General features: G+C 71.5%; 20 protein-coding genes and 2 pseudogenes. 9 read left to right on the top strand and 13 right to left on the bottom strand.

Annotated features, from left to right (window positions below):
- The first annotated feature begins 48 nt into the window (after positions 1-48).
- Positions 49-777, top strand: coding sequence for a TetR/AcrR family transcriptional regulator (locus ACF1FZ_RS24475; RefSeq protein ID WP_391775533.1), 729 nt, complete (start codon positions 49-51; stop codon positions 775-777).
- A gap of 82 nt (positions 778-859) precedes the next feature.
- Here ACF1FZ_RS24475 and ACF1FZ_RS24470 read toward each other — a convergent pair whose 3' ends face one another.
- Positions 860-1,231 carry a DUF6332 family protein gene (locus ACF1FZ_RS24470; protein ID WP_391775532.1) on the bottom strand — a complete coding sequence of 124 codons (372 nt, stop codon included), beginning with the start codon at positions 1,229-1,231 and terminating at the stop codon, positions 860-862.
- A gap of 288 nt (positions 1,232-1,519) precedes the next feature.
- On the opposite strand from ACF1FZ_RS24470, the gene ACF1FZ_RS24465 reads away from it, so the two are divergent.
- On the top strand, positions 1,520-1,900 hold the full coding sequence (locus tag ACF1FZ_RS24465; protein ID WP_391775531.1) for a MarR family transcriptional regulator: 381 nt from the start codon (positions 1,520-1,522) through the stop codon (positions 1,898-1,900).
- 102 nt (positions 1,901-2,002) lie between these two features.
- Here the strand turns inward: ACF1FZ_RS24465 and ACF1FZ_RS24460 are convergent.
- A pseudogene (locus ACF1FZ_RS24460) lies at positions 2,003-2,753 on the bottom strand (maleylpyruvate isomerase N-terminal domain-containing protein).
- A 214-nt stretch (positions 2,754-2,967) separates the two neighbouring features.
- Here ACF1FZ_RS24460 and ACF1FZ_RS24455 point away from each other — a divergent pair.
- Positions 2,968-4,182, top strand: coding sequence for an ROK family protein (locus tag ACF1FZ_RS24455; protein WP_391775530.1), 1,215 nt, complete (start codon positions 2,968-2,970; stop codon positions 4,180-4,182).
- A 187-nt stretch (positions 4,183-4,369) separates the two neighbouring features.
- Here the strand turns inward: ACF1FZ_RS24455 and ACF1FZ_RS24450 are convergent, their stop codons facing one another.
- Entirely contained in the window at positions 4,370-4,951 is a 582-nt protein-coding gene (locus tag ACF1FZ_RS24450) for a DUF4865 family protein (protein WP_391775529.1), read from the bottom strand.
- 10 nt (positions 4,952-4,961) lie between these two features.
- Positions 4,962-5,540 carry a TetR/AcrR family transcriptional regulator gene (locus ACF1FZ_RS24445; RefSeq protein ID WP_391775528.1) on the bottom strand — a complete coding sequence of 193 codons (579 nt, stop codon included), beginning with the start codon at positions 5,538-5,540 and terminating at the stop codon, positions 4,962-4,964.
- Between the two features lie 228 nt (positions 5,541-5,768).
- Here ACF1FZ_RS24445 and ACF1FZ_RS24440 point away from each other — a divergent pair.
- Positions 5,769-6,022: pseudogene (locus ACF1FZ_RS24440) on the top strand (SHOCT domain-containing protein).
- Between the two features lie 105 nt (positions 6,023-6,127).
- On the opposite strand, the gene ACF1FZ_RS24435 reads toward ACF1FZ_RS24440, so the two are convergent.
- Both ACF1FZ_RS24435 and ACF1FZ_RS24430 read right to left on the bottom strand, forming a co-directional pair.
- The gene (locus ACF1FZ_RS24435; RefSeq protein ID WP_391775527.1) at positions 6,128-6,652 is read right to left on the bottom strand and encodes an ATP-binding protein; all 525 of its coding nucleotides are present in this window, start codon (positions 6,650-6,652) and stop codon (positions 6,128-6,130) included.
- A 213-nt stretch (positions 6,653-6,865) separates the two neighbouring features.
- Positions 6,866-7,228 (bottom strand): hypothetical protein, encoded by a 363-nt coding sequence (locus ACF1FZ_RS24430; RefSeq protein WP_391775526.1) that lies wholly within the window; start codon positions 7,226-7,228, stop codon positions 6,866-6,868.
- A gap of 222 nt (positions 7,229-7,450) precedes the next feature.
- Here ACF1FZ_RS24430 and ACF1FZ_RS24425 point away from each other — a divergent pair, with 222 nt between their 5' ends.
- A complete protein-coding gene (locus ACF1FZ_RS24425; protein ID WP_391775525.1) occupies positions 7,451-8,584 on the top strand; it encodes a PLP-dependent cysteine synthase family protein in 1,134 nt (377 codons plus the stop codon).
- A gap of 51 nt (positions 8,585-8,635) precedes the next feature.
- Here the strand turns inward: ACF1FZ_RS24425 and ACF1FZ_RS24420 are convergent, their stop codons facing one another.
- Together ACF1FZ_RS24420 and ACF1FZ_RS24415 are read right to left on the bottom strand one after the other, a co-directional pair.
- Positions 8,636-9,070 (bottom strand): SRPBCC family protein, encoded by a 435-nt coding sequence (locus tag ACF1FZ_RS24420; RefSeq protein WP_391775524.1) that lies wholly within the window; start codon positions 9,068-9,070, stop codon positions 8,636-8,638.
- A 231-nt stretch (positions 9,071-9,301) separates the two neighbouring features.
- Entirely contained in the window at positions 9,302-10,132 is an 831-nt protein-coding gene (locus tag ACF1FZ_RS24415) for a DeoR/GlpR family DNA-binding transcription regulator (protein WP_391775523.1), read from the bottom strand.
- 326 nt (positions 10,133-10,458) lie between these two features.
- Between ACF1FZ_RS24415 and ACF1FZ_RS24410 the strand changes: the two genes are divergently transcribed.
- Complete coding sequence (locus ACF1FZ_RS24410; RefSeq protein ID WP_391775636.1) at positions 10,459-12,768, top strand: hypothetical protein; 2,310 nt, start codon at positions 10,459-10,461, stop codon at positions 12,766-12,768.
- Here the strand turns inward: ACF1FZ_RS24410 and ACF1FZ_RS24405 are convergent.
- The 4 genes from ACF1FZ_RS24405 to ACF1FZ_RS24390 form a co-directional block, all read right to left on the bottom strand.
- A complete protein-coding gene (locus ACF1FZ_RS24405) occupies positions 12,738-15,170 on the bottom strand; it encodes a right-handed parallel beta-helix repeat-containing protein (RefSeq protein ID WP_391775522.1) in 2,433 nt (810 codons plus the stop codon). The genes ACF1FZ_RS24410 and ACF1FZ_RS24405 overlap by 31 nt on opposite strands.
- Positions 15,171-15,374: 204 nt before the next feature.
- The gene (locus tag ACF1FZ_RS24400; RefSeq protein ID WP_391775521.1) at positions 15,375-15,986 is read right to left on the bottom strand and encodes a hypothetical protein; all 612 of its coding nucleotides are present in this window, start codon (positions 15,984-15,986) and stop codon (positions 15,375-15,377) included.
- 138 nt (positions 15,987-16,124) lie between these two features.
- The gene (locus ACF1FZ_RS24395) at positions 16,125-16,949 is read right to left on the bottom strand and encodes an MOSC domain-containing protein (protein ID WP_391775520.1); all 825 of its coding nucleotides are present in this window, start codon (positions 16,947-16,949) and stop codon (positions 16,125-16,127) included.
- A gap of 45 nt (positions 16,950-16,994) precedes the next feature.
- A complete protein-coding gene (locus ACF1FZ_RS24390; protein WP_391775519.1) occupies positions 16,995-17,480 on the bottom strand; it encodes a DUF6643 family protein in 486 nt (161 codons plus the stop codon).
- A gap of 254 nt (positions 17,481-17,734) precedes the next feature.
- On the opposite strand from ACF1FZ_RS24390, the gene ACF1FZ_RS24385 reads away from it, so the two are divergent.
- The gene (locus tag ACF1FZ_RS24385) at positions 17,735-19,009 is read left to right on the top strand and encodes a TerD family protein (RefSeq protein WP_391775518.1); all 1,275 of its coding nucleotides are present in this window, start codon (positions 17,735-17,737) and stop codon (positions 19,007-19,009) included.
- 39 nt (positions 19,010-19,048) lie between these two features.
- Here the strand turns inward: ACF1FZ_RS24385 and ACF1FZ_RS24380 are convergent, their stop codons facing one another.
- Entirely contained in the window at positions 19,049-20,230 is a 1,182-nt protein-coding gene (locus ACF1FZ_RS24380) for a glycosyltransferase (protein WP_391775517.1), read from the bottom strand.
- A gap of 58 nt (positions 20,231-20,288) precedes the next feature.
- Here ACF1FZ_RS24380 and ACF1FZ_RS24375 point away from each other — a divergent pair, with 58 nt between their 5' ends.
- Positions 20,289-21,080, top strand: coding sequence for a glutamate racemase (locus ACF1FZ_RS24375; protein WP_391775516.1), 792 nt, complete (start codon positions 20,289-20,291; stop codon positions 21,078-21,080).
- A gap of 70 nt (positions 21,081-21,150) precedes the next feature.
- Positions 21,151-21,714: a hypothetical protein gene (locus tag ACF1FZ_RS24370; RefSeq protein WP_391775515.1), complete on the top strand. Its 564-nt coding sequence runs from the start codon at positions 21,151-21,153 to the stop codon at positions 21,712-21,714.
- Positions 21,715-21,734 lie beyond the last annotated feature (20 nt).

Genomic DNA, 21,734 nt, shown 5'->3' with positions numbered 1-21,734 from the left:
GTGCTCTCTTTTGTGTTCGCTGCTCCGATCGCATGGCAGACTGATGGCATGAGCACCATTCGAGGAGCCAGGGAACGCGCCCGCATCGAAGTCGCCGCAGCCATCAAGGACGAGGCCAGGGAGCAGCTCGCTGCGGAGGGCGCCGCGAAGCTCTCCCTGCGCGCCGTCGCCCGCGAGCTCGGCATGGTGTCCTCCGCGCTCTACCGCTACTTCCCCAGTCGCGACGACCTGCTGACCGCGCTCATCATCGATGCCTATGACGCGGTGGGCGAAGTGGCCGAGGCGGCCCTTGCGAAGGCCGGTGGCCCGTCGGAGGCTCCTTCCGCCCGCTGGATGGCGGTCGCCTGCGCCGTACGTGACTGGGCTCTCGCACACCCCCATGAGTACGCGTTGATCTACGGTTCACCCGTCCCCGGCTACACCGCACCGCAGGACACCGTCGGCCCCGCCTCCCGTGTGGGCCAGGTGTTCATCGGTCTGGTGCGCGACGCCCACCTCACCGAAGGGCTCGCCGTCCCCCCGCTGACCGCCGAACTGCGTCCTGAGGCCGCACGTATGGCGGCCGGCCTGGCCGCCGATCTGCCACCGGCTGTCGTGGTGGCCCTGGTTTCCGCCTGGGCGCAGCTCTTCGGGATGATCTCCTTCGAGCTCTTCGGTCAGTTCGACAAGGTCGTCGAGGCACGCGAACAGCTTTACCGGCACGCTGTGCACCGACTGGGGTGCTCGGTGGGCCTGCTCGAGGGCCGGCCCGTCGGCGGCAGCGGTACGAGGGCCTGACGCGTGCCGGACTGAGCCCCGGTGCGAGGGTGGAGCCCGCACTGCCGAACGAGGAGATCGCGCGGCCCCGTCGTCAGCCCGCTCACCGCCAGGGCCCACGCCGGCCGCGCCATGGCCGAGCCGGGGGCCGTGACAGGGCACGGCTCGTGGTGCTCGCCTGCGAGTCAGGGCTCGTACGCCCCGGTCGGCCCGGCCGGACGGGCGGCGGGCGCCTTTCCCCGGCCTCGAAGGGAGTGCGCCGGAGCGCATGGACCACCCGGACGGTGAAGGCCAGCGCGCCGAGCGCGGCGCCGGCCCGGAACAGCATGTCTTCCGCCCCGTCCGGCAGTTCGAGGAGCAGGGCGGGAAGGAGGACTCCGGTGAACGTGGCCGCGGCCACCACGGCTCCGCTGACCAGGGCGTAGCCGATCTCGACGGTCATGGCGTCCCGCTCCGCCTGGGTGCGTCGCATCATGTCCGCAGTTTCACAGGGGCCGTGACCGGCGGCAAGGGAGTTCACCCGCCGCAGGCGAGAGCATGGATGCGTAAGCAGTTGATGTGCATACATCGATAAATTGATCCTCTGCTAAGGGCTGTCCCGCACTTCCTGGTGGATCAGCGCGCGGCGTCGGACGCGGTGCATCGCAAGGCGGAGAGGCGCCCGCGTACTGGATGTATCCGGGCGTTTCGACAACGCGGCGGGGTGCCGTGGCTGGCGTCGTGCGCCCGCCAGGAAGTGCGGGACAGCCCTTAGCGTGCTGCCATGGCGGCGAAGAAGTCCGAGCAGACGCTCGTGGATGAGTGGCGCGAGATACTCGCGCTGCACGCCAGGACTCCGGGCGAGTTCGGTCTGGGAGCCAGTGACTTCGAGGTCCTGGACGTCCTCGCGGAAGCGGCGGCGGAGCGTGGCGAGGCCTGCCTCCGCGTGCAGGAGATCGCTTCCCGGGTCCATCTCGGCCAGAGCGCGCTGTCGCGGCTCGTCGCGCGGCTGGAGAGGGACGGGCTCGTGCGCCGTGCGATGTGCAGTGAGGACCGCCGGGGCGTGCGTGTCGAGCTGACGGACACCGGCCGGGATCGCCACCTGGACGTCAGGCCGGTTCAGCGGGCGGTGCTTTCCCGGATGCTGAACCGGGCCGGATGCTGAACGAGCCAGGAGCCGGCACCCGGGCGGGCAGTGGATCCGGCTGGAGACCGGATCGGGCCGGAGCCTGGACCGGGCCGGAGTCCGAAGGCTGGCCCGGTCCGCTCAGGACCGGACGACCGCGGAGCTCTCCTCCCGCGGTCCGGCGACCGCAGGGTCTCCCGAGATGTCGACGGCCGAGAGCGGCAGGCGATTCCACAGCACCGGAAAGAGCTCTTCGGCCGCGGCGCTCAGTGTGCAGTCGGCGGGGCCGTCCAGGGCGGCGGTCCCGCACACCGTCACCGGTGGCCCGTCGGACAGCCGTACGGTCCACACCGTGTCCGTGTCCAGGGCCCGCACCCGAAGCACGCGTGGGGGCCGCGTACGTACCCGGCTCTTGGCGCGGGCGTGGAAACCGGCCAGGAGCTCGTCGACGCCGTCCGCCGTGTCCGCCGCTGCCGCAGGTGTGGGGTCCGCCCCGCGCCGACTCGGCGTCCACTCGGTGGATCCTGGTCCCGTGCGCCTGCCGGCGAGTCCAGAAGGCCGGCGGGGAGGGGGAGGGGAACACGGTCCAGCACTCCAGGCCGGCGGGTGCGGTCCGGAGCGCGTCGACCGGCAGGCGGTGCCTCTCGGCGTAGCGGTCGAACAGCGCGTCCCCGTGCAGATCGGGTTCCCCGCGCGCCGGGCGAGGCGTCCGGTGCCCTGCGGCGACGAACACGGCCGCCCAGCGGTGCGCCATGCCGGTGTGGCTGAGGAGATCGCGTATCCGCCATCCCGGACCGGTCGGGACCGGGGCCTCCGGCCCCGCTTCACGAGCTGCGGAGACGCGTGCGCGACCTTCCTCGGTGAGCGCTGTCAGGTGCTCCGCGATGTCCACGCGGCGATCGTGTCAGATCCGTCTCAACCGCTCAGGCGTTCGTCGTGGACAGAAGTCCGATGTCTGGACCGTGATTTGTTTATTTATGGCACAAAGTGTGGCGCAGGGGCGGGCCGCCGGGGTGCGCAAGGCCGCTGTCCCGGTGGCTGCCCGGTGAACGCCGCAGGACGCGGGGGCGTCGGTGACGGCTCCGGATCATGGGAGACTCGCCCCCATGAACGGCAAGCCGACCACCACGCGGACGAAGTTGGAGAGGGGTCGCAGCGCACTGGGGCCCGCCCTGGAGCTCGTGCACACGGGACGCGCTCCCACCCGCGCCGTGCTGACCTCCGAACTCGGTGTCACCCGCGCCACCGCGGGCGCGGTGGCCGCGGAGCTCGAGGCGCTCGGGCTCATCACGGTGGACTCGAGCCCCGGCTCCGCCGCCGGTTCGCAGGGCCGCCCCTCACATCGGCTGTCCGTCCGGGACGGCGGACCGGTCGCCCTGGCCGCCCAGGTGCACTCCGACGGTTTCCGTGCCGCGCTCGTGGGGCTCGGAGGCAGGATCGTGGCCACCGCGCCGGGCTGCGTCGCCGTCATGGCCGATCCCGCCCAGGTCCTCGGCGAGGTCGTCGAAGCGGGCGCCCAACTGCTGCGCGAGACCGGGCTGCGCTGTGTCGGCGCGGGGCTCGCCGTGCCCTCCGCCGTGGCCGAACCCGAGGGGACGGCGCTCAATCCGCTGCACATCGCCTGGCCGGCCGGAGCGCCGGTCCGCGACATCTTCTCCGCCCGTGTACGTGCCGCGGGGATCGCCGGCCCCGCGTTCACCGGCAACGACGTCAACCTCACCGCCCTCGCCGAGCACCGGCACGGCGCGGGGCGCGGCGCCCAGCACCTGCTCTGCGCCGCCACCGGCCACCGGGGGGTGGGCGGTGCCCTCGTCCTGGACGGCCGCCTGCACAGCGGGAGTTCGGGACTGGCCCTGGAGGTGGGTCATCTCACGGTGAACCCGGAGGGCCGCCCCTGCCACTGCGGAGGCCGGGGCTGCCTCGACGTCGAGACGGACCCCCTCGCCTTCCTCACCGCGGCGCGCCGGGAGCCCGGTCCCGAGGAGTCGCTGCTCAAGCAGTCCGGTGACCTGCTGCGCACGGAGTACGGCGACCCCGATGTGCGGGCGGCGGCGGAGGAACTGATCGACCGGCTGGGCCTCGGCCTCGCCGGACTGGTCAACATCCTCAACCCGGACCGGATCATCCTCGGCGGGCTGCACCGCGACCTCCTGGAGGCCGACCCCGAGCGGCTGCGGGCGGTGGTCGCCGACCGCAGCCTGTGGGGCCGCAGCGGCAGCGTGTCGATCCTGGCCTGCACGCTGGACCACAACAGCCTGGTGGGGGCGGCCGAGCTGGCCTGGCAGCCCGTACTCGACGATCCGCTGGCCGCTCTGGCCTGACCGTCGCGCGAGGTCACGGCGGCAGGGAACGGCCGGTCAGGGCGTGACGGGCCCGATCAGGCGGCGGTCAGGGCGGTGGGCCCAGGCGACAGCCGTCGCGCGTGGTGCGTGCATCATCATGGAGAGCGGCCGGGCCGGGGGGCCCTCACGCCGCCGTGTTCCCGGCCGGATCGCGCCTGGATCCAGGTCACCGCTGGTCGCCTCTGTCCAGCCGGTCACGCTCGGGCGATGACAGGTGCAACACCTCGTAGCGGTCGCCCGGCACCTCGGGCGGCTCGTGCTCCCAGAGGGTGAAGTGGAGCAGCTCCCAGTGGCGCGGGTCGAAGGCCAGGGCCGTGGCCACGGCCCCGGGAGCGGCGGCCAGCCGGCGGCTCTCCTCCAGAGCCGCCTCCACCGCGGCAGCCGGCCGGGCACTGTCCGTGATCTGCTCGCGGCGGCGGACAGCGGTGCGGGGGAGCGCCTGCGAGGCCGCTCCCTCGCGGTAGTGGAGTCCGGCCCAGTGCTGCACGGCCGGGCGGCCGAAGTCATCGACGACACCCTGGAATCCGGGACCCAGGAGGAAGGTGTTCATGCCCTCGGGGGCCGACCACAGGTACAGCGGGGCGTACTGGTTGACCGGCGAGGCGGCACCCCGCTCGCGGATCAGGTAGGCCTTGAGGCCCAGGCCCGGGAAACCGTCGAGGAGATGACCCCTGGTCGCGACCCGCTCGCGGATGATCTCCATGTCGTAGCCGGCGGGCAGAGTGATCTCGTACTGCATGGCGTGCATCGTGCGCTCCTCAGACCGCGGGGGTCGATGTGGTGTGCGGGGCGAGCAGGGAGAGCACCCCTCGGACGGCCGAGTCGAAGGCGGCCGCCGACCCGGAGGCGCGGGCCAGGACGTAACCGCCCTGGACCGTGGCCACTACGGCCGCCGCGACCTCGGCGGGCGCGATGCCGGGGGAGAACTCGCCTGATTCCAGGCCTTCCTGGAGGATCCCGGTGAGCCGCTCCCGCAACCAGCCGATCGTCTCGTCCACCGGGGCCCGCAACGCGTCGCTGGCCACCACGTCGGGGTCCATCGTCAGCCGCCCCACCGGGCAGCCCCGCAGCACCTCGCGTTCGCGCAGCAGGTAGGCCGAGATCCGCTCGTACGCCGATCCGGGACCATCCAGCAGGCGCCCGGCCGTCTCCCGCATCTCCGCGGATGTGCGGAGCACGGCGGCGAGCGCCAGATCAGGTTTGCCCGCGAAATGGTGATACATGCTGCCCTGGCCCGCCCCCGCTCTCTCCTGGATCGCCTTGGGGCTCGTGCCCACATAGCCGCGCTCCCACAGGAGCTCCTGAGCCGCCTCGATCAACCGGTCCTGAGTGCTCATGAGAACTACTGTACATACCAGTAGGTACAGAATTCATGACCTCCGGCGCAATCGTGGGGAGCAGGCCCCGGACTCTGCGTACTCCCACCGCTGTACGCGCACTGCCGCCACCCGTGCGACGCTCCGGCCTCTTCCGGAGGCGGGCTCGCAGGTGGCGGGAACAGGAAACCCGACCGGGGAACTGGCCGAGATGAACACCCTGGCGGACCACGGGGACCCGGACCCTGCATCCTCTTCTTCCCGATCATCCGGGCGGTTGTCGCCCTCGGCGTCCTCACGCTGCTGCGCCGCACCGTCGGACACGGCCGGAGTGCGTGGTGACCCCACGGCTTCCGTCGTGCGGCCCCGTGGACGAGTACTCGCCGGCCGACCTGCCGGGCCGGCGGTTCGCGGCTGGTGGGATCGATGAGGACGGGTACGGGCGGAGGCTCTCCGTCCTGGACGAGCCCTACGGTCACTACGACAGGAGTGGCCCCTCCTGACCGCGGGGCAGGCGAGCTCCGGGCGTGAAACGGACGGAGCGCGTCGACCCGGACGGGCCGGCGCGCTCCAGGGTGCGCGGTGTGCGGTGCGCAGCCTCGTCCAGGTCAGCCGACGACGGCCGAGCACCCGCGCGTCCGTGTCGCCGTCGGTTCCATGAGCCCCGCGGCATCCGGGCCGAACGGGCCGTCGGTCGTCGATCCGTACACCGGGAGCGGGGGCAGAGCGGTGGTGAAGGACGGCGCGGCCAGGGTGAACCAGATGACCTTGCCCTCGTCATCGCTCGGTCGTACGCCCCAGCTCTCGCTGACCGCGGCGATCATCGCCAGTCCGCGCCCCGAGGTGGCGGACGAATCGGCGTCGCACACGGTCGGCAGCCGGGGGTCGTGGTCGTGGACGGACACCGTCAGCCGGTCGAGCAGCAGCTCTATCTCGACGGTGCATGATTTGTCCGGCTGTGCGTGCCGGTGGACGTTGGTCAGCAGTTCGGTGACACCGAGCGCGGCATGGTCGATCAGAGGATCGAGATGCCAGTAGCGCAGTTGCGCCGAAATGATTCTGCGGACCTGACCGATCCGCGACGGCAGGGCCTGGAGCTCCACCGTGCAGTGCCTGCTTGGCTCGCTGATCACGGCTGCGACTCCCCGAAATAGGTCCGGAAGAAGACGAAGGAACGGATCCAGCAGATGGCTGACTGCTGTTTCTGGTCATGCGTGGTCCGCCCTGCGTGGCTTCCGGCGGGGCGGCTCTCACTGTCACCGCCGGTGCACCATCAGTGACGTGTGACCAGCGTGACGCAGGGGTTTGGGCTCCGCAACTCGCGGTGTCCCTACCGGGCCGTAGCGTCAGATCCGTCGTCCTGCGGCCCGCCGCAGGACTTCCAGGAACCTGCGGACCGGCGCGGCGCCGCCCGGCCTGCGGTTGCGCTGGCCCATGGTCAGCCGGTACCGCACCCCGTTGATACGGGCGATCGCCGAGTCGGAGGCCAGGAACCACGGTTTCCCGGCGCGCACAGCAGTCACCGGAGCGCTGGCGATCTCCCGCCCGTCACTTGTCAGCAGCGCGATCCGGCCGTCCTTGACGATCACTTGGCCCGCCCTGGTCAGCGACCGCGCCCACCGCTGGATCCTGACATCACTCGCGCGGAACTCGACCACGCCGAACTCCGCCGCACCGAACTCCGCAGCGCTGAATTCCGTCTCAGCCATGGCGACTTCGCCCCCCTTGTGCCGGCTTCTGCAAGTCTGCCCGCGGAACGGGCCCCTGCACCAGGCCTCCCCACCACTATTCCGGACGGGGCCGGCCCGGGGTGGGGTGCCGGGGACACCTGGGCCAAGGGAGGGCTATGGGCCGCCAAAGCAAACGTTTGTGCTGGTGGGGGGAATATCGTGGGCGCGGACCGTACCGTCGTCACCCGGAGGAGACCGCTGATGGACGCCAGTGAGCACACACCCGGCGCTGCCGTGATGGAGACCCTGGACATCGACCGCAGTGATCCGGACTACCGGGCCTGGCTGAAGGAAGCGGTGCGCAAGGTCCAGGCGGATGCCAACCGATCGGCGGACACGCACCTCCTGCGCTTTCCGCTGCCGGAACACTGGGGCATCGACCTCTACCTCAAGGACGAGTCGACGCACCCGACGGGCAGCCTCAAGCACCGGCTGGCCCGTTCACTCTTCCTCTACGGCCTCTGCAACGGCTGGATCCGCCCCGGTAAGCCGGTCATCGAGGCCTCCAGCGGTTCGACAGCCGTCTCGGAGGCGTACTTCGCGAAGCTGATCGGTGTGCCGTTCGTCGCGGTGATGCCCCGGACCACCAGTCCCGAGAAGTGCCGTCTGATCGAATTCCACGGCGGCCGGTGCCATTTCGTCGACGACTCCCGCCGACTGTACGAGGAGTCGGCCGCCCTCGCGGCCGGGACCGGCGGGCATTACATGGACCAGTTCACCTACGCCGAGCGCGCCACCGACTGGCGGGGGAACAACAACATCGCCGAGTCCGTCTACCAGCAGCTGAGGCTCGAGAGGTACCCCGAACCCACCTGGATCGTCGCCACCGCCGGCACCGGAGGCACCTCCGCGACCATCGGGCGCTACGTCCGCTACATGCAGCACGACACCCGGATCTGCGTGCCTGACCCGGAGAACTCCTGTTTCTTCGACGGGTGGACCCGGCACGACCAGCTGGCTACCAGCGACTGCGGCTCACGCATCGAAGGCATCGGCAGACCCCGGATGGAGCCCAGCTTCGTGCCCGGAGCCATCGACCGGATGATGAAGGTGCCCGACGCGGCCAGCGTGGCGGCGGCCCGGGTGCTCGAGCGTGCCATCGGCCGAAAGGCGGGCGGCTCGACCGGCACCGGCCTGTGGAGCGCCTTCAAACTCGTCGCCGAGATGGTGGAGGAGGGGAGTACCGGAAGCGTCGTCACACTGTTCTGCGACCCGGGTGACCGTTACCTCGACAAGTACTACTCGGACGACTGGCTGAGCGAGCAGGGACTGGACATCCGGCCCTACACGGAGACGATCGACCACTTCCTGGCCACCGGCGCCTGGCCGTCCTGATCCGGACAGGAGCGACGCCCCGCCGCGCGGGGCAGAGGCCCCGCGCGGGATTCAGTCCTCCAGCAGAAAGCCGAGCTCGCGGGCGAAGACCCGACGGCCGGTGGTCGCCAGCAACGGATCGAACCAGCGGGGCAACAGCCTCACGCGCAACTCCTCGACCCAGACCACATGCGATCCCGAACCGGTCGGGCACACGTCGATCGACGCACGACCGCGCACCACGGCCCCCCGCTTCTCCAGCCGGCACGACCCCGCCCGCCCGGCGGCGGGCGGGGTCCACCGGACCACTTCCATCGGATCGTCGAAACCCAGCGGCCCCACTCCGGTACGGGCCACGAACACCGTCCCGGCCCGGGTGGGCTTGCCTGCGCGGACGGTGACCGAGGTCAGCGGAACGGTCCCCCCGTGCCGCTCCCAGTCCGTCACCCGGCGCCAGGCCTCGGCGGCCGGAAGGGGAGTGAAGCGCTCGACGCGGAATACGGCCATATATCGATACTAAGGGCTGCCCCGCACTTCCTGGCGGGCGCACGACGCCAGCCACGGCACCTCACCGCGTTGTCGAGACGCCCGGATACATCCAGTACGCGGGCGCCTCTCCGCCTTGTGATGCACCGCATCCGACGCCACGCGCTGATCCACCAGGAGGGGGACAGCCCTTAGGACGTCCGCCACCCGCGAGCCCGGGGACGGAAGACGTGGGCGCCACCCGGGAGCGCGCTACTCGTCCGGCTGCCCGCCCGCCACCACCAGGCCGGGCAGGTGCTCCTCGATCTCCTGCCTGTCGGTGTCCGGCAGGCCCGCGTCCGTGACGAAGGCGTCGACCTCGTCGAGCGTCGCGAACGAACTCAGCCCCACCGTTCCCCACTTGGTGTGGTCAGCGACCACGACGACGCGCCTGGCCGCCCGTACGAAGCGGCGGTTCGTCTCGGCCTCCGCGAGGTTCGGCGTGGAAAGGCCGGCCTCGGCCGAGATCCCGTGCACACCGAGGAACAGGACATCGAAGTGGAGTGAACCGATCGCGCGGTCCGCGACCGGCCCGACGAGTGAATCCGAGGGTGTGCGGACCCCGCCGGTCAGGACCACCGTGGCAGCCCCGGCCCGCGCCCCGCCCCCCGCCGCCGGACGCTGCGCGCCGTGGAACACATCGGCGACCCGCACCGAATTCGTCACCACGGTCAGCCCCGGCACCTCCAGGAGGTACCGGGCCAGCGCGAACGTCGTCGTGCCACCGGAGAGCGCGATCGCACTGCCGGGCACCGCCATCGTGGCCGCCGCGCGTGCGATGTCCTCCTTGGCACTGAGCTCCAGCGTCGACTTGGCCTCGAAACCGGGCTCGTGCGTGCTCGCCTCGACGACCGGAACAGCTCCGCCGTGGACCTTCTCGATGACGCCCTGGCGCGCCAGGGCGTCCAGGTCCCGGCGGATGGTCATGTCGGAGACACTCAACTTGCGGGTCAGTTCGTTGACCCTGACCCCGCCGCGCTTGCGCACATCGTCGAGGATGAGCGCGCGCCGCTGCTCCGCGAGCAGGTTCTGGTTCTCGCTCAACGCCGGGACCCGGTCCTTCCCTCTGTCCGCACGGTCCGGCAGCGGTCCTGCGGGACGAACTCATCCTCCCACGCCCCTCAGCAGGCGGCTCCACTGGGGAGATTCGGTGAGAGCCGGTGCGGCGAGTGCCTCCCGTCCGCGATGGTGGTGACTGCGCATCAGTTCATCTCCCAGCCGCCCCCTCCCGACGGTCGCGAGCCGCCGGGCCCGAGAACGAGGCACCGACATTGCCCACTGTCCCTCAGGCCGAGGCCGAGGCCGCGCAGAGCAGCGGCGCCGCACTGGAACTGCTCGTCCACGGTGTCGGCGGAGCAACCCCGCAGGAGATGCTCGGGGACCCGCGTACGACCAGGATCACCGGTGACACCACGGCCGCCGTCCACCGGCGCACCGAGGACGTCGGAGCCGAGCACCGCCCCGGGCGCCACCGGGACGGTCCGGTCGTCGAGGCCTACTGCTGGTCCAACCTCACCTCGGGCAACGGCGCCCGGGCCCTGTGGCTCCTGCTGCTCCCCTTCATGGTGGTCAACCTCGCCCACTGGATGCGGCCCACGGCGCGGGGGCGCATCCACGCGGTCCGGCTCTACGGCGTGCTCGTGCGGCTCGTCGCCCTCAGTCTCACGGTGCTGCTGACCGCCGCGGCCTGCGAGGTCGCCCTCGACCTGGTGGCCTGGCAGTGCGCGGGGACACCCGAGTGCTCCGTACAGCGTTCCTGGCTCGGCTTCCTGTCCACCCGGCAGGACGGATGGTTCGCCCAGCCCGGGCGCCGCCTCGCCGTCGCCGCGCTCGTGCCGGCCGCCCTGGTGGGACTGCTCTGGTACCTGTCCCACCGGACCTGGAGCGCCTACGAGTCCCAGCGTTCCCTGATCATGGACGAACCGGACAGCACGGAAGCGGACGTGGACGTGGACGTGGTGGCACAGTCCGGCGCCCCCCTCGTCCGCCCGGCCCTCGGCAGGCCCGGCTTCTGGTACGGACGCAGACTGGTGGCCCGGCTGCGCGCGGCGCACACCGCCGCCGGATTCCTGACGGTCGCGGCCGCGGTCGGCGGTCCGGCGGCCCGGCACGACCGGACCGCCGACAGTCCCGTGCCGCCAGCGACCGGCGTCCTGTTCGAGGCGGCTCTCGTCCTGTGCGCACTCGTCGCCGTCGCGGTGGTCTGCCGCCGGGGGCGCAGCGAGCGACGGCTGGACAACCGGCTCGACCGGGCCCTCACCACCTACCTCCCGGGCACCGCTCTCGCCCTGCTGCTCTGCGCAGTGGTGTACGCCGGCTGGTCGCGTCCCGGCTGGGCGTCCTCAGGCGCCCTCCCCGGCGAGGCAGTCTTCCAGGCACTCACCGTGGGCCAGGGCCTGCTCGTCGTCGCACTCGCCGTGGTGGCCCTGAACCTGTACCGGAGCGCCTCCGAGCCGCGCACCACCCTTCACGGCCTCGGCGGCCCAGCCGTGGCCATGCTCGCCTGCGCCCTCGGAGGCGTGATGACCGGCGGGGTCGCCCAGCGGGTGGCCGACTGGCTCGACGGCCCCGGAACCCCCGGGATGGGCGCGGCCGCCACCATGGAGGGACCACCCGTGCTCCTCAGCTGGCAGGCCTCCGTGATCCCGGTCCTGCTGCTGCTCCTGCTCCCGCCCGTCATCTGGCTGGCGGTGCGCACCGCGCGTCACGCCCGCCGGCTGGGACCAGTGATCGAGGCGGAGTACGAGGAGGAGCACCCCGAGCCCGGACGCACCCGGCAGATCGCACGCGCCCGGGCCACCGCCGCGCTCACCGACTCCGCCCCCGGGATCCTCGGGCTGCTCGGCGCTGCCACGCTGCTGCTCGGCGCCGCAGCGGTGACCGGCTCCTGGCTCACCGGAGAGGTCCCCGGCCTCGCGATGGACGGCACGCCCCCGTTCGTCGAATCGGTCGCCGAGACGGCCCAGTCCACCGGCTCCTGGCTGACCGGATTCGGCGTCATACTCTTCGTCACCTGGGGCCGTCGTGCCTATCGTGACGTCTCCGCCCGGCGCACCATCGGCATCCTCTGGGACGTGGGCACGTTCTGGCCGCGTGCCGCCCATCCCTTCGCGCCACCCTGCTACGCCGAGCGGGCCGTCCCGGACCTCTCGTCCCGGATGTGCGCATGGACGGGGCGCACCCGCGGCAGGCTCGTCATCTCCGGCCACTCCCAGGGCAGCGTGCTCGCCGCGGCAGCGGTGTGGCAGCTCCCCGACCAGGTCCGGCACCGGGTCGCGCTGCTCACGTACGGTTCCCCGATCGAGCGGCTGTACGGGCGATGGTTTCCTGCCTACTTCGGCCGGGTCCCCCTCGAAGGCCTGCAGCGGTCCGTGCACTGCTGGCGCAACCTCTGGCGTGTGACGGATCCGATCGGCGGCCCGGTCCGGATCGACGAGGGGCAGGGCCACGAAGTGGACCGGGGCCCGCTGAAGGACCCGCTGGTCTACGGCCGCACCGCCGAATACCCTCTGCCGGAACCGATCCTGGGGCATTCGGAATACCAGGCCGACCCGGTCTTCGGCGTCGAGCGCGCCGCTCTCCTGGACCGGCTCGGCCCTGTCGTGCCCCAGCAGGCGGGCGCGGGCGCGGAGGACCGGGACAGCTCCGCTCAGGGCGGCGCCGGAAGGTCCTCCGGATAGAGCATGGTCAGGTCGTCGGTACTCGGCTCGGCGAGCTGGGCGACCCGGCCCGCATGCCGCTCCACCATCGACTCGAAGGTCTGGCGGGCCGTCCGGCCGTTTCCGAAGGCGGGGCCCTTGGGAAGCGCCGTGAAGTACTTGAGCAGCGCTTCCCCCGTCCCCTCCGCCAGGCTGTACTCGTGCTCGTCGCTCTGCTGCTCGACGATCCTCAGCAGCTCCTCGGGCTCGTAGTCGCTGAAGGTGATGGTCCGCGAGAAACGGGACGCCACACCGGGGTTGACCGTGAGGAAGCGCTCCATCTCGTGCGTGTACCCGGCCACGATCACCACCACGGCGTCACGGTGGTCCTCCATCAGCTTCACCAGCGTGTCGATGGCCTCCCGGCCGAAGTCGCGTCCGGAGTCCTCGGGCGACAAGGCGTACGCCTCGTCGACGAACAGCACCCCGCCGCGTGCCCTGTCGAACGCCTCCTGGGTGCGGATGGCCGTGGACCCGATGTGCTCACCGACCAGGTCGACGCGTGAGACCTCCACGAGATGGCCGTGCTCCAGGACGCCGAGCGCGGCCAGGATCTCCCCGTACAGCCGGGCCACCGTCGTCTTGCCCGTGCCGGGGGAGCCGGTGAAGACCAGGTGCCGGCGGACCGAGGCCGCCTTCAGACCGGCCGCCCGGCGCCGGCGGCCGACCTCGATCATGTCGGTCAGCGCCCGCACCTCGCGCTTGACGCTGTCCAGACCCACCAGCGCGTCGAGCTCGCCCAGTACGGCGCCCGGAGCGCGTACCGGTCCCGAGAGGGCCGAAGGGACGGGGGCGGGTTCGGCGGTCCGCTGCCCAGGCATCGCGCCGAGCAGCCCGGACGTGGCCTGCGCCGCCGTCAGGACGGGGGGAGGCGGGGGAGTGGCGCCGCGCAGGCCGCTCTCGTCGCTGGTGCAGTCCTGTGCCACGGGACCGCCCGCGTGCCCGTCAGCGCCGGAACCGTCGGCGAACTCGTAGCCGCCGCGTGCGCACCGCTCGGTCCGGCAGCGGGTCAGGGTGGAACGGCAGCCGTCCATCACATGGAAGCCGTAACCCTCGCTCCCCGTGACCCGGCAGCTGTCGAAGGTCCCCCGGCCTTCGGCGGAGACGTAGAAACCGGCCTCCGCGGGCGAGGTCACCGTGCACCTCTCGATGACCGGGTCGGCGCCCTTGGTCACGATGACCCCGGTCTGCGCCGCGTCGATGGTGCAGTTGTTCAGTGTGCCGCCGCTGCCGTGGTCACGGAACCAGGCTCCGGTGGACGCCTCGCGGATCCGGCAGTCGTCGAGCTGGGCGGTGGCTCCGTCGCTCACCGAGACCGCGGTGTTGCGGATCTGGGACAGATCACTGTCCACGACGTCCGCGCGTGAGCCCCGGTCCAGGACGAAGAGGGCGTCGGGCACGTCGTGGATGCGGCACGAGTCGAGTACGACCGTCGCCCCGTCACTCACCCACACCGCCGGGTAGTCGCCCGTACTGTCGTGGATCTCGCACTGGTTGGCGTCGACACGGGTGCCCGGGTCCCAGACCGAGAGGCCGTTGCGGCCGAACCTGCGGACGGTGGAGCGGGTCAGGGTGAGTACCGAACGGGACCGCAGGTCGACCGCGTTCTCCGGTATGTCGTGGATGTCGCAGTCCGCGAGCGTGAGGACGGCGTCGGTGTCCAGGGTGACCCCGTCGGCGGATGTGCGGTGCACGGTGCAGTCCGTGAGATGGGCGGTGCCCCTCGAGGTGACCTGTATCCCGCTGCCCTTGATCTCGTACACCTCGCAGCCCACCGCCTCCAGGCCACTGCCTTCCCCGGTCACGCTCAGTCCCGCGCCCGACGAGTGGTGCACGCGGCAGCGATCGAACCGGGGGTGCGCACCGTCGCGCACCGAGACGCCGGACTGCCCGGCCGAGACGACCTCGCACTCCTCGAACACGCCGCCGGCGCCGTCGAGTACGGCGATGCCCACGCCGGCCGGGTTGTCGACCGTGCAGCGGCGCACGGTGGGCCTGGCCGCGCCCCGCACCTCCAGGCCGGCGGCCGACCTGGTCACGATGCGCAGGTCCGACAGTTCCGGAGCGCCCTCCTCGACGAGCAGTGCGGGGGCGGCCGAGTCCTGGCCCTCCACATGGAGGTCGTGGAGGACGGCGGAGGCGCGGACGGTCAGGGGGACGCCGTCGGACGGCGCGATCCGTACGGACCCGGCGGATCCCTCGGGGCCGCGCAGCGTCACCGCGCGGTGGATGACGAGATTCTCCCGGTAGGTGCCGGGAGCGACGGTGAGGACGTCGCCGTCCGCTGCGGCCTCCAGAGCGGCGGTGAGGGAAGCGTATTCGCCCGTACGGCGCCGCCATCGCGATGTGCCGGTGTGCGTCACCTGGACCGTGCCCTGTGCCATGGTGCTGCTGTGCCCCCACCTCGTGCCGTGTGCGCTGCCTCGTGCCTGTCCGCAGTGCAGCCGTTCACCGGCAGTCCTGCGGCCCGCCTGCCGAGGAGTCCGGCGGGCCGGTCCACCGTAGCGCGCATGGCGGGCGTGAGCTGACGGGCCGGTTGCCGAACGGCCCTGCTCAGCCGTACACGAAGGGAACCTGCGCCTCCGGGGTCAGCTGCCCGTACCCGTTCTGCCCCAGTCGGGGCCGACTTCGGCCCAGGCGCGGTCGAGCCGGGCGTACCGCCTCTGCATCATGCGCCATACGGCGAGCCTGCGGGCGGTTTCCGTCAGACCGCCCGCGAGCAGTGCGGCACCTGTGCCCGCGAGCACCGCGTGGGTACGGGCCGTAGAGGTGTCCAGGGGGCGCGTCGCGGGGTCGCCCCGCCCGTCCGTCCATATCCGGATACGGGCTCCGGGAGCGGTCTTCGCGGACTCCGTCGACACGGTGCCCGTACGCGCTGTGCCGTCCGGGGCACGCCAGACGGCCACCACCGACGTGCGCAGAGGCCCCTCGGTGGCAGTCGTCTCGGGGTCGCGGGTGAAACGGGATGTGCTCGAGGCCGGACGGACCACGACGGCCGCGGTGGGACGGAGCCGCTCGTGCTGGGCACGCACCGTGCGCTGGAGCGTGTCGTCCGTGAGTGAACCGATCTTCCAGCCGAGCAGCGGTGCCGCCAGCAGCATCAGCAGCAGCGCGACCAGCGCCGTCCACGCCTCGTGACGGTCGGTGGCCCGGCACACGGGATTGTGCCGCCACCGCCGGATTCCGAGAACCGCTCGCACAGTTGTCCACTCCCTTCTCGGTCCGTGATAACCCGGCCGGCCGCGATTGCCTCTGCCTGCGGCGAAGAGAGAGCAACCTCACGCCGTCAACACCCCACGCCCTCCCCGGACTTCCGGAGGCTCCGACAGCACGTACGGTCAGCCGAGGACGCGCACCGGGTCCCCCGTCCGGATCACGCCGGTGCCCTCCGGGATCAGGTTCTGGCCGAAGAGGAGCTGCTTTCCGTCCCTGCGGTGCCGCGCGAGAGTGCGCAGCGGCTCCTTGCCCCGCTCCGCCGTCCGCTGGTCGGTGGTCGTGACGACGCACCGCCCGCACGGCTTCACGACGCGGAAGGCGACCTCCCCGATCGCGATCCGCTTCCAGCCGTCCTCGGCCCAGGGTGCTGTGCCGTCCACGACCACGTTGGGCCGGAAGCGGTTCATGGGCAGCGGCCCCTCGTCCGCGTCGTCACCCTGTGCCACCAGCAGATTGAGCGCGTCCAGTGAAGCGCGCGAGGTGAGAAGCAGCGGAAAGCCGTCGGCCAGCGACACGGTCTCGCCCGGCCGGCCGAACTCCGGATCCATGAGCCTGCGGTGCGACGGCGCATCGAGATGGACGAGCCGGACCTCCGCACCGAGGCGTGTGCTGAACCAGGCGTGTGCGGCCTTCGAAGCCACTGCCAGCTCGACTCTGCTCCGGTGGAGCTCGGTGACGACGGTACAGGCCGGATCAGGCACCTCCACCCTCAGCGACGGGCCTCCGGGCGCCGACAGCGCCACTCCGCCCCCGGGCACGAGCTCGGCGGAAAGCTGCGCCATGCGGGGCTGCTGACGCTGGGTGACCACTCTGTTCTCCTGGTCGATCAGCATCCACCGGCGATCCCCGCCGAGTCCCCATGGCTCGACGGTCGCCTCGTCGGCCGCGCGGGCGGCCAGCGACTTGACCGGATGGATGTGCACGGCACTGAGTACAGGAGAAAGCATGTCTTCATCCTGCCAGCCGTCACTGACGGTGGGCGGCAGCGCCTCTCAGTATCCCCGGCCCTGGTGCGGGCGGTTGTAGGGGTCCTCGTACGGTGACTGCGCCGGAGCGGGCGCGGGCCGGGGTGACGCGGGACGCATCGCCTCGTACCCCGTACCGGTCCGCTGCGGCGGCTGCTGGTATCCGCGAGGCGCCGACGGCTGCTGCGGGATGTACGGCGCGGGTGCCTGCAGATGTGCGGGCTGCATCGTCGGCGCCTGCTGCATCCCGGCGTTCTGGTGCTGCGGCTGTGCCGCTTGTTGCTGCGGGTAGCCGTAGGACCCGGTGTGCTGCGACGGGGCGGCGGGCAGTGCCGGGAGCGCCGACGGCAGGGCCGGCAGGTAGCTGTTCCCGGTGTCGTAGGCGGCGGGTACCCGGATCGGTGCGATCTGAGGGGTTCCCCGCTCGGCGACCAGGGAGTCGTAGATCGGGGTGTCGGGGAACGACGACGCGGCGTAGTAGCCGCTGCCGTAGGTGGAGCGGGGGGAGGTCATGACACATAAGTTAAGCCCACGATGTGCTGGTTGGGGAGACCGATAAGAGGGTTGTTTCACGAGTTGTGCGTGAACCTTGTTCCCCAATGCGAGCGAACTTGGCAAAATGGGGCACCAGGTGGCGTTGTGATCGTGTAAAGAGCGAGTTCATGGGGGTTACCGGCGGATCGCCGGCAGGCGGCCCGCCGGGGCTGTGGGCTCTCCGGCGCGCCGGGATTAGGTTGGCGGGAAACTCTCCGGCAGCCGGACACGTGATGGGGGCGAGCATGGCCATGCAAAAGGGAGCCAATGTCCCGGTGCCGGCTCAGGCCGTACGGGTCGAATTGGGCTGGCGTGCCTCTTCCGGGGCGCCCGACGTGGATGCCTCGGCGCTCCTCCTCGTGTCGGGAAAGGTGCGCAGCGACGCGGACTTCGTCTTTTACAATCAGCCCGCGCACCGGTCAGGTGCGGTGCGCCACGAAGGCAAGCGGACGACCGGGGGCACCGTCACGGACACCCTCGCTGTCGACTTCGCACGGATGGAGCCGGCGATCGACCGTGTCGTGGTCGCGGCCTCGGCGGGCAACGGCACCTTCGGACGGGTGACCGGCCTCTACGTGAGGATCGTGGACCCGGTGAACGGCTCCGAGATCGCGCGCTTCGAGAGCGCGGACGCGACCGTCGAGACCGCGTTCATCCTCGGTGAGCTCTATCTGCGCCAGGGCGCATGGAAGTTCAGGGCCGTGGGACAGGGATACGAAACGGGACTCGCGGGACTCGCGACGGACTTCGGGATCTCCGTCGACGAACCGCAGCAGACGCAGCCGCCCCAGCAGCCCCCGCAGCCCCTCACGCGCCCTGTGACGTCTCGGACCACTCCCATGCCGCCGGCTCCCCCCGTCGTGCAGCCCGTGAGGCTGACCAAGGTGACACTGACGAAGGAGGCCCCTTCGGTGTCGCTGTCGAAACAGGGCGGCACATCAGGTGCGCTGCGCGTCAATCTCAACTGGGAAGTGCGCAAGCAGTTCAGGGGCTGGGGCGCGAAACTCGGCCGGGCGGTCGCCGTGCACGCGGACCTTGATCTCGATCTGTGCGCACTGTACGAACTCACCGACGGAAGCAAGGGAGTCGTCCAGGCGCTCGGAAACGCCTTCGGATCCCTCAAGCAGCCACCGTATATCCATCTCGACGGGGACGACCGTACCGGTGCGCTCTCCACCGGCGAGAACCTCACGGTCAACCTCGACCACAAGAACCGGCTGCGCCGTGTCCTGATCTTCGTCACCGTCTACGAAGGCGCCCGGAGTTTCGCCGATCTGCATGCCACGGTCACACTTCAGCCGCAGAACGGTGCGGCGATCGACTTCTCCCTCGACGAATGCACCGTGCCTTCCACCGTGTGCGCGCTCGCACTGATCACCCATGACGGGGGAGACCTCACCGTGCAGCGCGAGGCGCGCTATCTCGTCCCCCGGCGCGGTGTGAGCCCCCAGCGGACCATCGACGCCGCCTACGGGTGGGGCATGAACTGGACACCCGGCCGCAAGTGACACCGTCACGAGTGGGCCGTGGTGCCCGGGCGGCAGGGATCAGGGTTCCGGTGCGGCCTCGGAGCGGGCGTACGTACGGCCCTTCCAGGCCACACCGAGGCCCCGGTGGTGCTGTACCGCGGAATCCACCGTCATCAGGAGATAGAGGACCGCGGTGAAGGGCAGCAGCGGCGCCAGCCACAGCGACTGCCGGTAGTAGCGGAGCATGGGCATGTAGGTCCCCGCCATCACCGCCCAGGCCGTGCCGCCAGCAGCCGCCGCCACGGTGTCACCCGTCGACAGCCCGGCGCCCAGTGCGACGGGCGGCGCGACATAGACCAGGACGAGACCGAGCACCGTGCCGGCCAGCAGCGACGGGCTGTGCCGCAGTTGCGCGTAGGCACTCCGCGAGACCATGCGCCACAGGTCCGCCAGTCGTGGACAGGGGCGCACGCTGTCCACCCGGTCGGCGAGACCCAGCCAGATCCGGCCGCCGCTGCGCCGCACCGCACGCGCCAGCGACACATCGTCGATCACCGCCTGACGGATGGACTCCGGGATCCGCGCCCGCTCGGCGGCTCCGGCGCGCAGCAGCACACAGCCACCCGCCGCCGCAGCTGTCCGCGCCCCCTTCCCGTTGATCCGGCGGAACGGGTAGAGCTGCCCGAAGAAGTAGACGAAGGCCGACACGACCAGCCGCTCCCAGGTGCTCGTCACCCGTAGCCTGGCCATCTGCGAGACCAGGTCGAACCCTCCCGCAGCTTCGGTACCGGCCGCGGCGACGAGTTCCCGCAGGCTGTCCGGTTCATGGGCGATGTCGGCGTCCGTCAGGAGCAGGAATTCGGGCTTCCGCTGCCGGGCCAGCGCCATACCGTGCCGCAGCGCCCACAGCTTGCCCGTCCACCCCGCCTCCGGCTCACCGGGCGTGACCACGGTCAGCGGCAGCCCCCCGCATCGCCCGGACAGTGCCCGGGCGAGCTCGCCCGTGCCGTCGGTGCTGCAGTCGTCGACCAGGAAGACCTCCGCGTCACCCGGGTAGTCCTGGGCGAGCAGCGACGGCAGGCTCATCGACAGCACCCCGGCCTCGTCCCTCGCGGGTACGACCACGGCCACCGAGGGCCAGCGCGCCGGATCCCTGCGTGCCGGAAGCCGCTGGTCGGTCCGCCAGAAGAAGCCCTGGCCCAGCAGCAGCCACACCCACACGGTCAGTGAACCCACGGCGATCCAGGCAACGGTGCTCATCCGCCGAAGTGTGCCCCACTCCGGCCATGGCGCAAGGGCCGTCGACTATGGTGACCGGGTGAAGATCGCACTCATGGACTCGGGAATCGGCCTGCTCGCGGCAGCGGCCGCCGTACGCCGGCTACGGCCCGACGCCGATCTGGTGCTGTCGTCCGATCCCCGCTCGATGCCCTGGGGGCCCCGCACTCCCGACGACGTGACCCGCCGCGCGCTCGCCGTGGCCCGCGCGGCAGCGGACCACCGGCCGGACGCCCTGATCGTGGCCTGCAACACCGCCTCCGTCCACGCCCTGCCCACCCTGCGGGCGGAACTCGAACCCGGGCTGCCCGTCATCGGCACGGTGCCCGCGATCAAGCCGGCCGCCGCGGGCGGCGGACCCTTCGCCATCTGGGCCACACCGGCGACCACCGGGAGCCCCTACCAGCGCGGGCTGATCCACGCCTTCGCCCGCTCCGTGGACGTGACCGAAGTGCCCTGCCCGGGACTTGCCGACGCTGTGGAACATGCCGACGAGGACGCGATCGGCCGTGCTGTGGCCGCCGCGGCCGGCCTCACCCCGGCCGGCGTGACGGACATCGTCCTGGGCTGCACCCACTACGAACTGGTGGCCGAAAGCATTCGTGCCGCGGTGGAGAGCGCCCGGCCCGGGGACGCGCCACTCGTGCTCCACGGCTCCGCCGACGCCGTGGCCGCACAGGCACTGCGCCGTATCGGTGAGGCGCCCGCTCCGTCGGCCGAACCGGTCGGCACACTCACCGTTCTCCTCGGCGGCCGCCCCGCCGACCTGACCGAACCCGCCCTGGCCTATGCCGAGGGCCAGCTCCTCAAGGCCGTCAGCCCCGCGATCTGACCGATCGGAGGGCTTCGCCGGGGCATCACCGCCCCGCCTCGCGGCACGAAACGTGGGTACGCTGCTTGGCATGACGGACCACCCCGGCAATGCGCGGCACGGTTCGAGCCAGGCCCCGAGCACGGTCTGGACGGGACGGGCCACCAACCGCTTCCAGTGGCTGCTCGCGGCTGCGGGAGCAGGGTGCCTGGCGCTCGGTATCGAGCTGGCTGTCGGCTCGGCCTGGGATGCAGGCCTCGCCCCGCTGCTCATGTCCGTCATCGGATGTGTCGCCGCCGGACTCCTGATCCTCTTCGGCACCCTTGCCTTCGTGCACGTGGCCGTCAAGGTCGACGGCGACGCCCTGGAGGTCCGCTGCGGTCACGCCGGCCTGCCCAGGCGCCGGATCCTGCTCACGCACGTGGTGGGCGCGGAGTTCGCACCCAAGGTCACCCCGCGGCAGTGGGGCGGCTGGGGCTACCGCTGGCGCCCCGGTCAAGGCACAGCCGTGGTCGTACGCCGAGGAGAGGCGCTGGTGCTCCGGCTGGGGGACGGCCGGACCTTCACCGTCACGGTGGACGACGCGGAGGCCGCCGTACGTTTCATCCGCGACCGCCTGCACCTGGCGGGCACGGGAAACTCCTCGGGCCACTGAGCACAGCGGCGCACGCCCGC

It is taken from the genome of Streptomyces sp. NPDC014623, from assembly GCF_043088245.1.
GTDB lineage: Bacteria > Actinomycetota > Actinomycetes > Streptomycetales > Streptomycetaceae > Streptomyces.
The sequence above is the reverse complement of the archived record's forward strand: the minus strand, read 5'-3'. Positions and strand labels throughout refer to the sequence as shown.

Coding starts and splice junctions, on each gene's coding strand:
- ACF1FZ_RS24475 (WP_391775533.1), top strand. CDS start 49: ATGAGCACCATTCGAGGAGCCAGGGAACGCGCCCGCATCGAAGTCGCC.
- ACF1FZ_RS24470 (WP_391775532.1), bottom strand. CDS start 1,231: ATGATGCGACGCACCCAGGCGGAGCGGGACGCCATGACCGTCGAGATC.
- ACF1FZ_RS24465 (WP_391775531.1), top strand. CDS start 1,520: ATGGCGGCGAAGAAGTCCGAGCAGACGCTCGTGGATGAGTGGCGCGAG.
- ACF1FZ_RS24455 (WP_391775530.1), top strand. CDS start 2,968: ATGAACGGCAAGCCGACCACCACGCGGACGAAGTTGGAGAGGGGTCGC.
- ACF1FZ_RS24450 (WP_391775529.1), bottom strand. CDS start 4,951: ATGCACGCCATGCAGTACGAGATCACTCTGCCCGCCGGCTACGACATG.
- ACF1FZ_RS24445 (WP_391775528.1), bottom strand. CDS start 5,540: ATGAGCACTCAGGACCGGTTGATCGAGGCGGCTCAGGAGCTCCTGTGG.
- ACF1FZ_RS24430 (WP_391775526.1), bottom strand. CDS start 7,228: ATGGCTGAGACGGAATTCAGCGCTGCGGAGTTCGGTGCGGCGGAGTTC.
- ACF1FZ_RS24425 (WP_391775525.1), top strand. CDS start 7,451: ATGGACGCCAGTGAGCACACACCCGGCGCTGCCGTGATGGAGACCCTG.
- ACF1FZ_RS24420 (WP_391775524.1), bottom strand. CDS start 9,070: ATGGCCGTATTCCGCGTCGAGCGCTTCACTCCCCTTCCGGCCGCCGAG.
- ACF1FZ_RS24410 (WP_391775636.1), top strand. CDS start 10,459: ATGCTCGGGGACCCGCGTACGACCAGGATCACCGGTGACACCACGGCC.
- ACF1FZ_RS24405 (WP_391775522.1), bottom strand. CDS start 15,170: ATGGCACAGGGCACGGTCCAGGTGACGCACACCGGCACATCGCGATGG.
- ACF1FZ_RS24395 (WP_391775520.1), bottom strand. CDS start 16,949: ATGCTTTCTCCTGTACTCAGTGCCGTGCACATCCATCCGGTCAAGTCG.
- ACF1FZ_RS24390 (WP_391775519.1), bottom strand. CDS start 17,480: ATGACCTCCCCCCGCTCCACCTACGGCAGCGGCTACTACGCCGCGTCG.
- ACF1FZ_RS24385 (WP_391775518.1), top strand. CDS start 17,735: ATGGGGGCGAGCATGGCCATGCAAAAGGGAGCCAATGTCCCGGTGCCG.
- ACF1FZ_RS24380 (WP_391775517.1), bottom strand. CDS start 20,230: ATGAGCACCGTTGCCTGGATCGCCGTGGGTTCACTGACCGTGTGGGTG.
- ACF1FZ_RS24370 (WP_391775515.1), top strand. CDS start 21,151: ATGACGGACCACCCCGGCAATGCGCGGCACGGTTCGAGCCAGGCCCCG.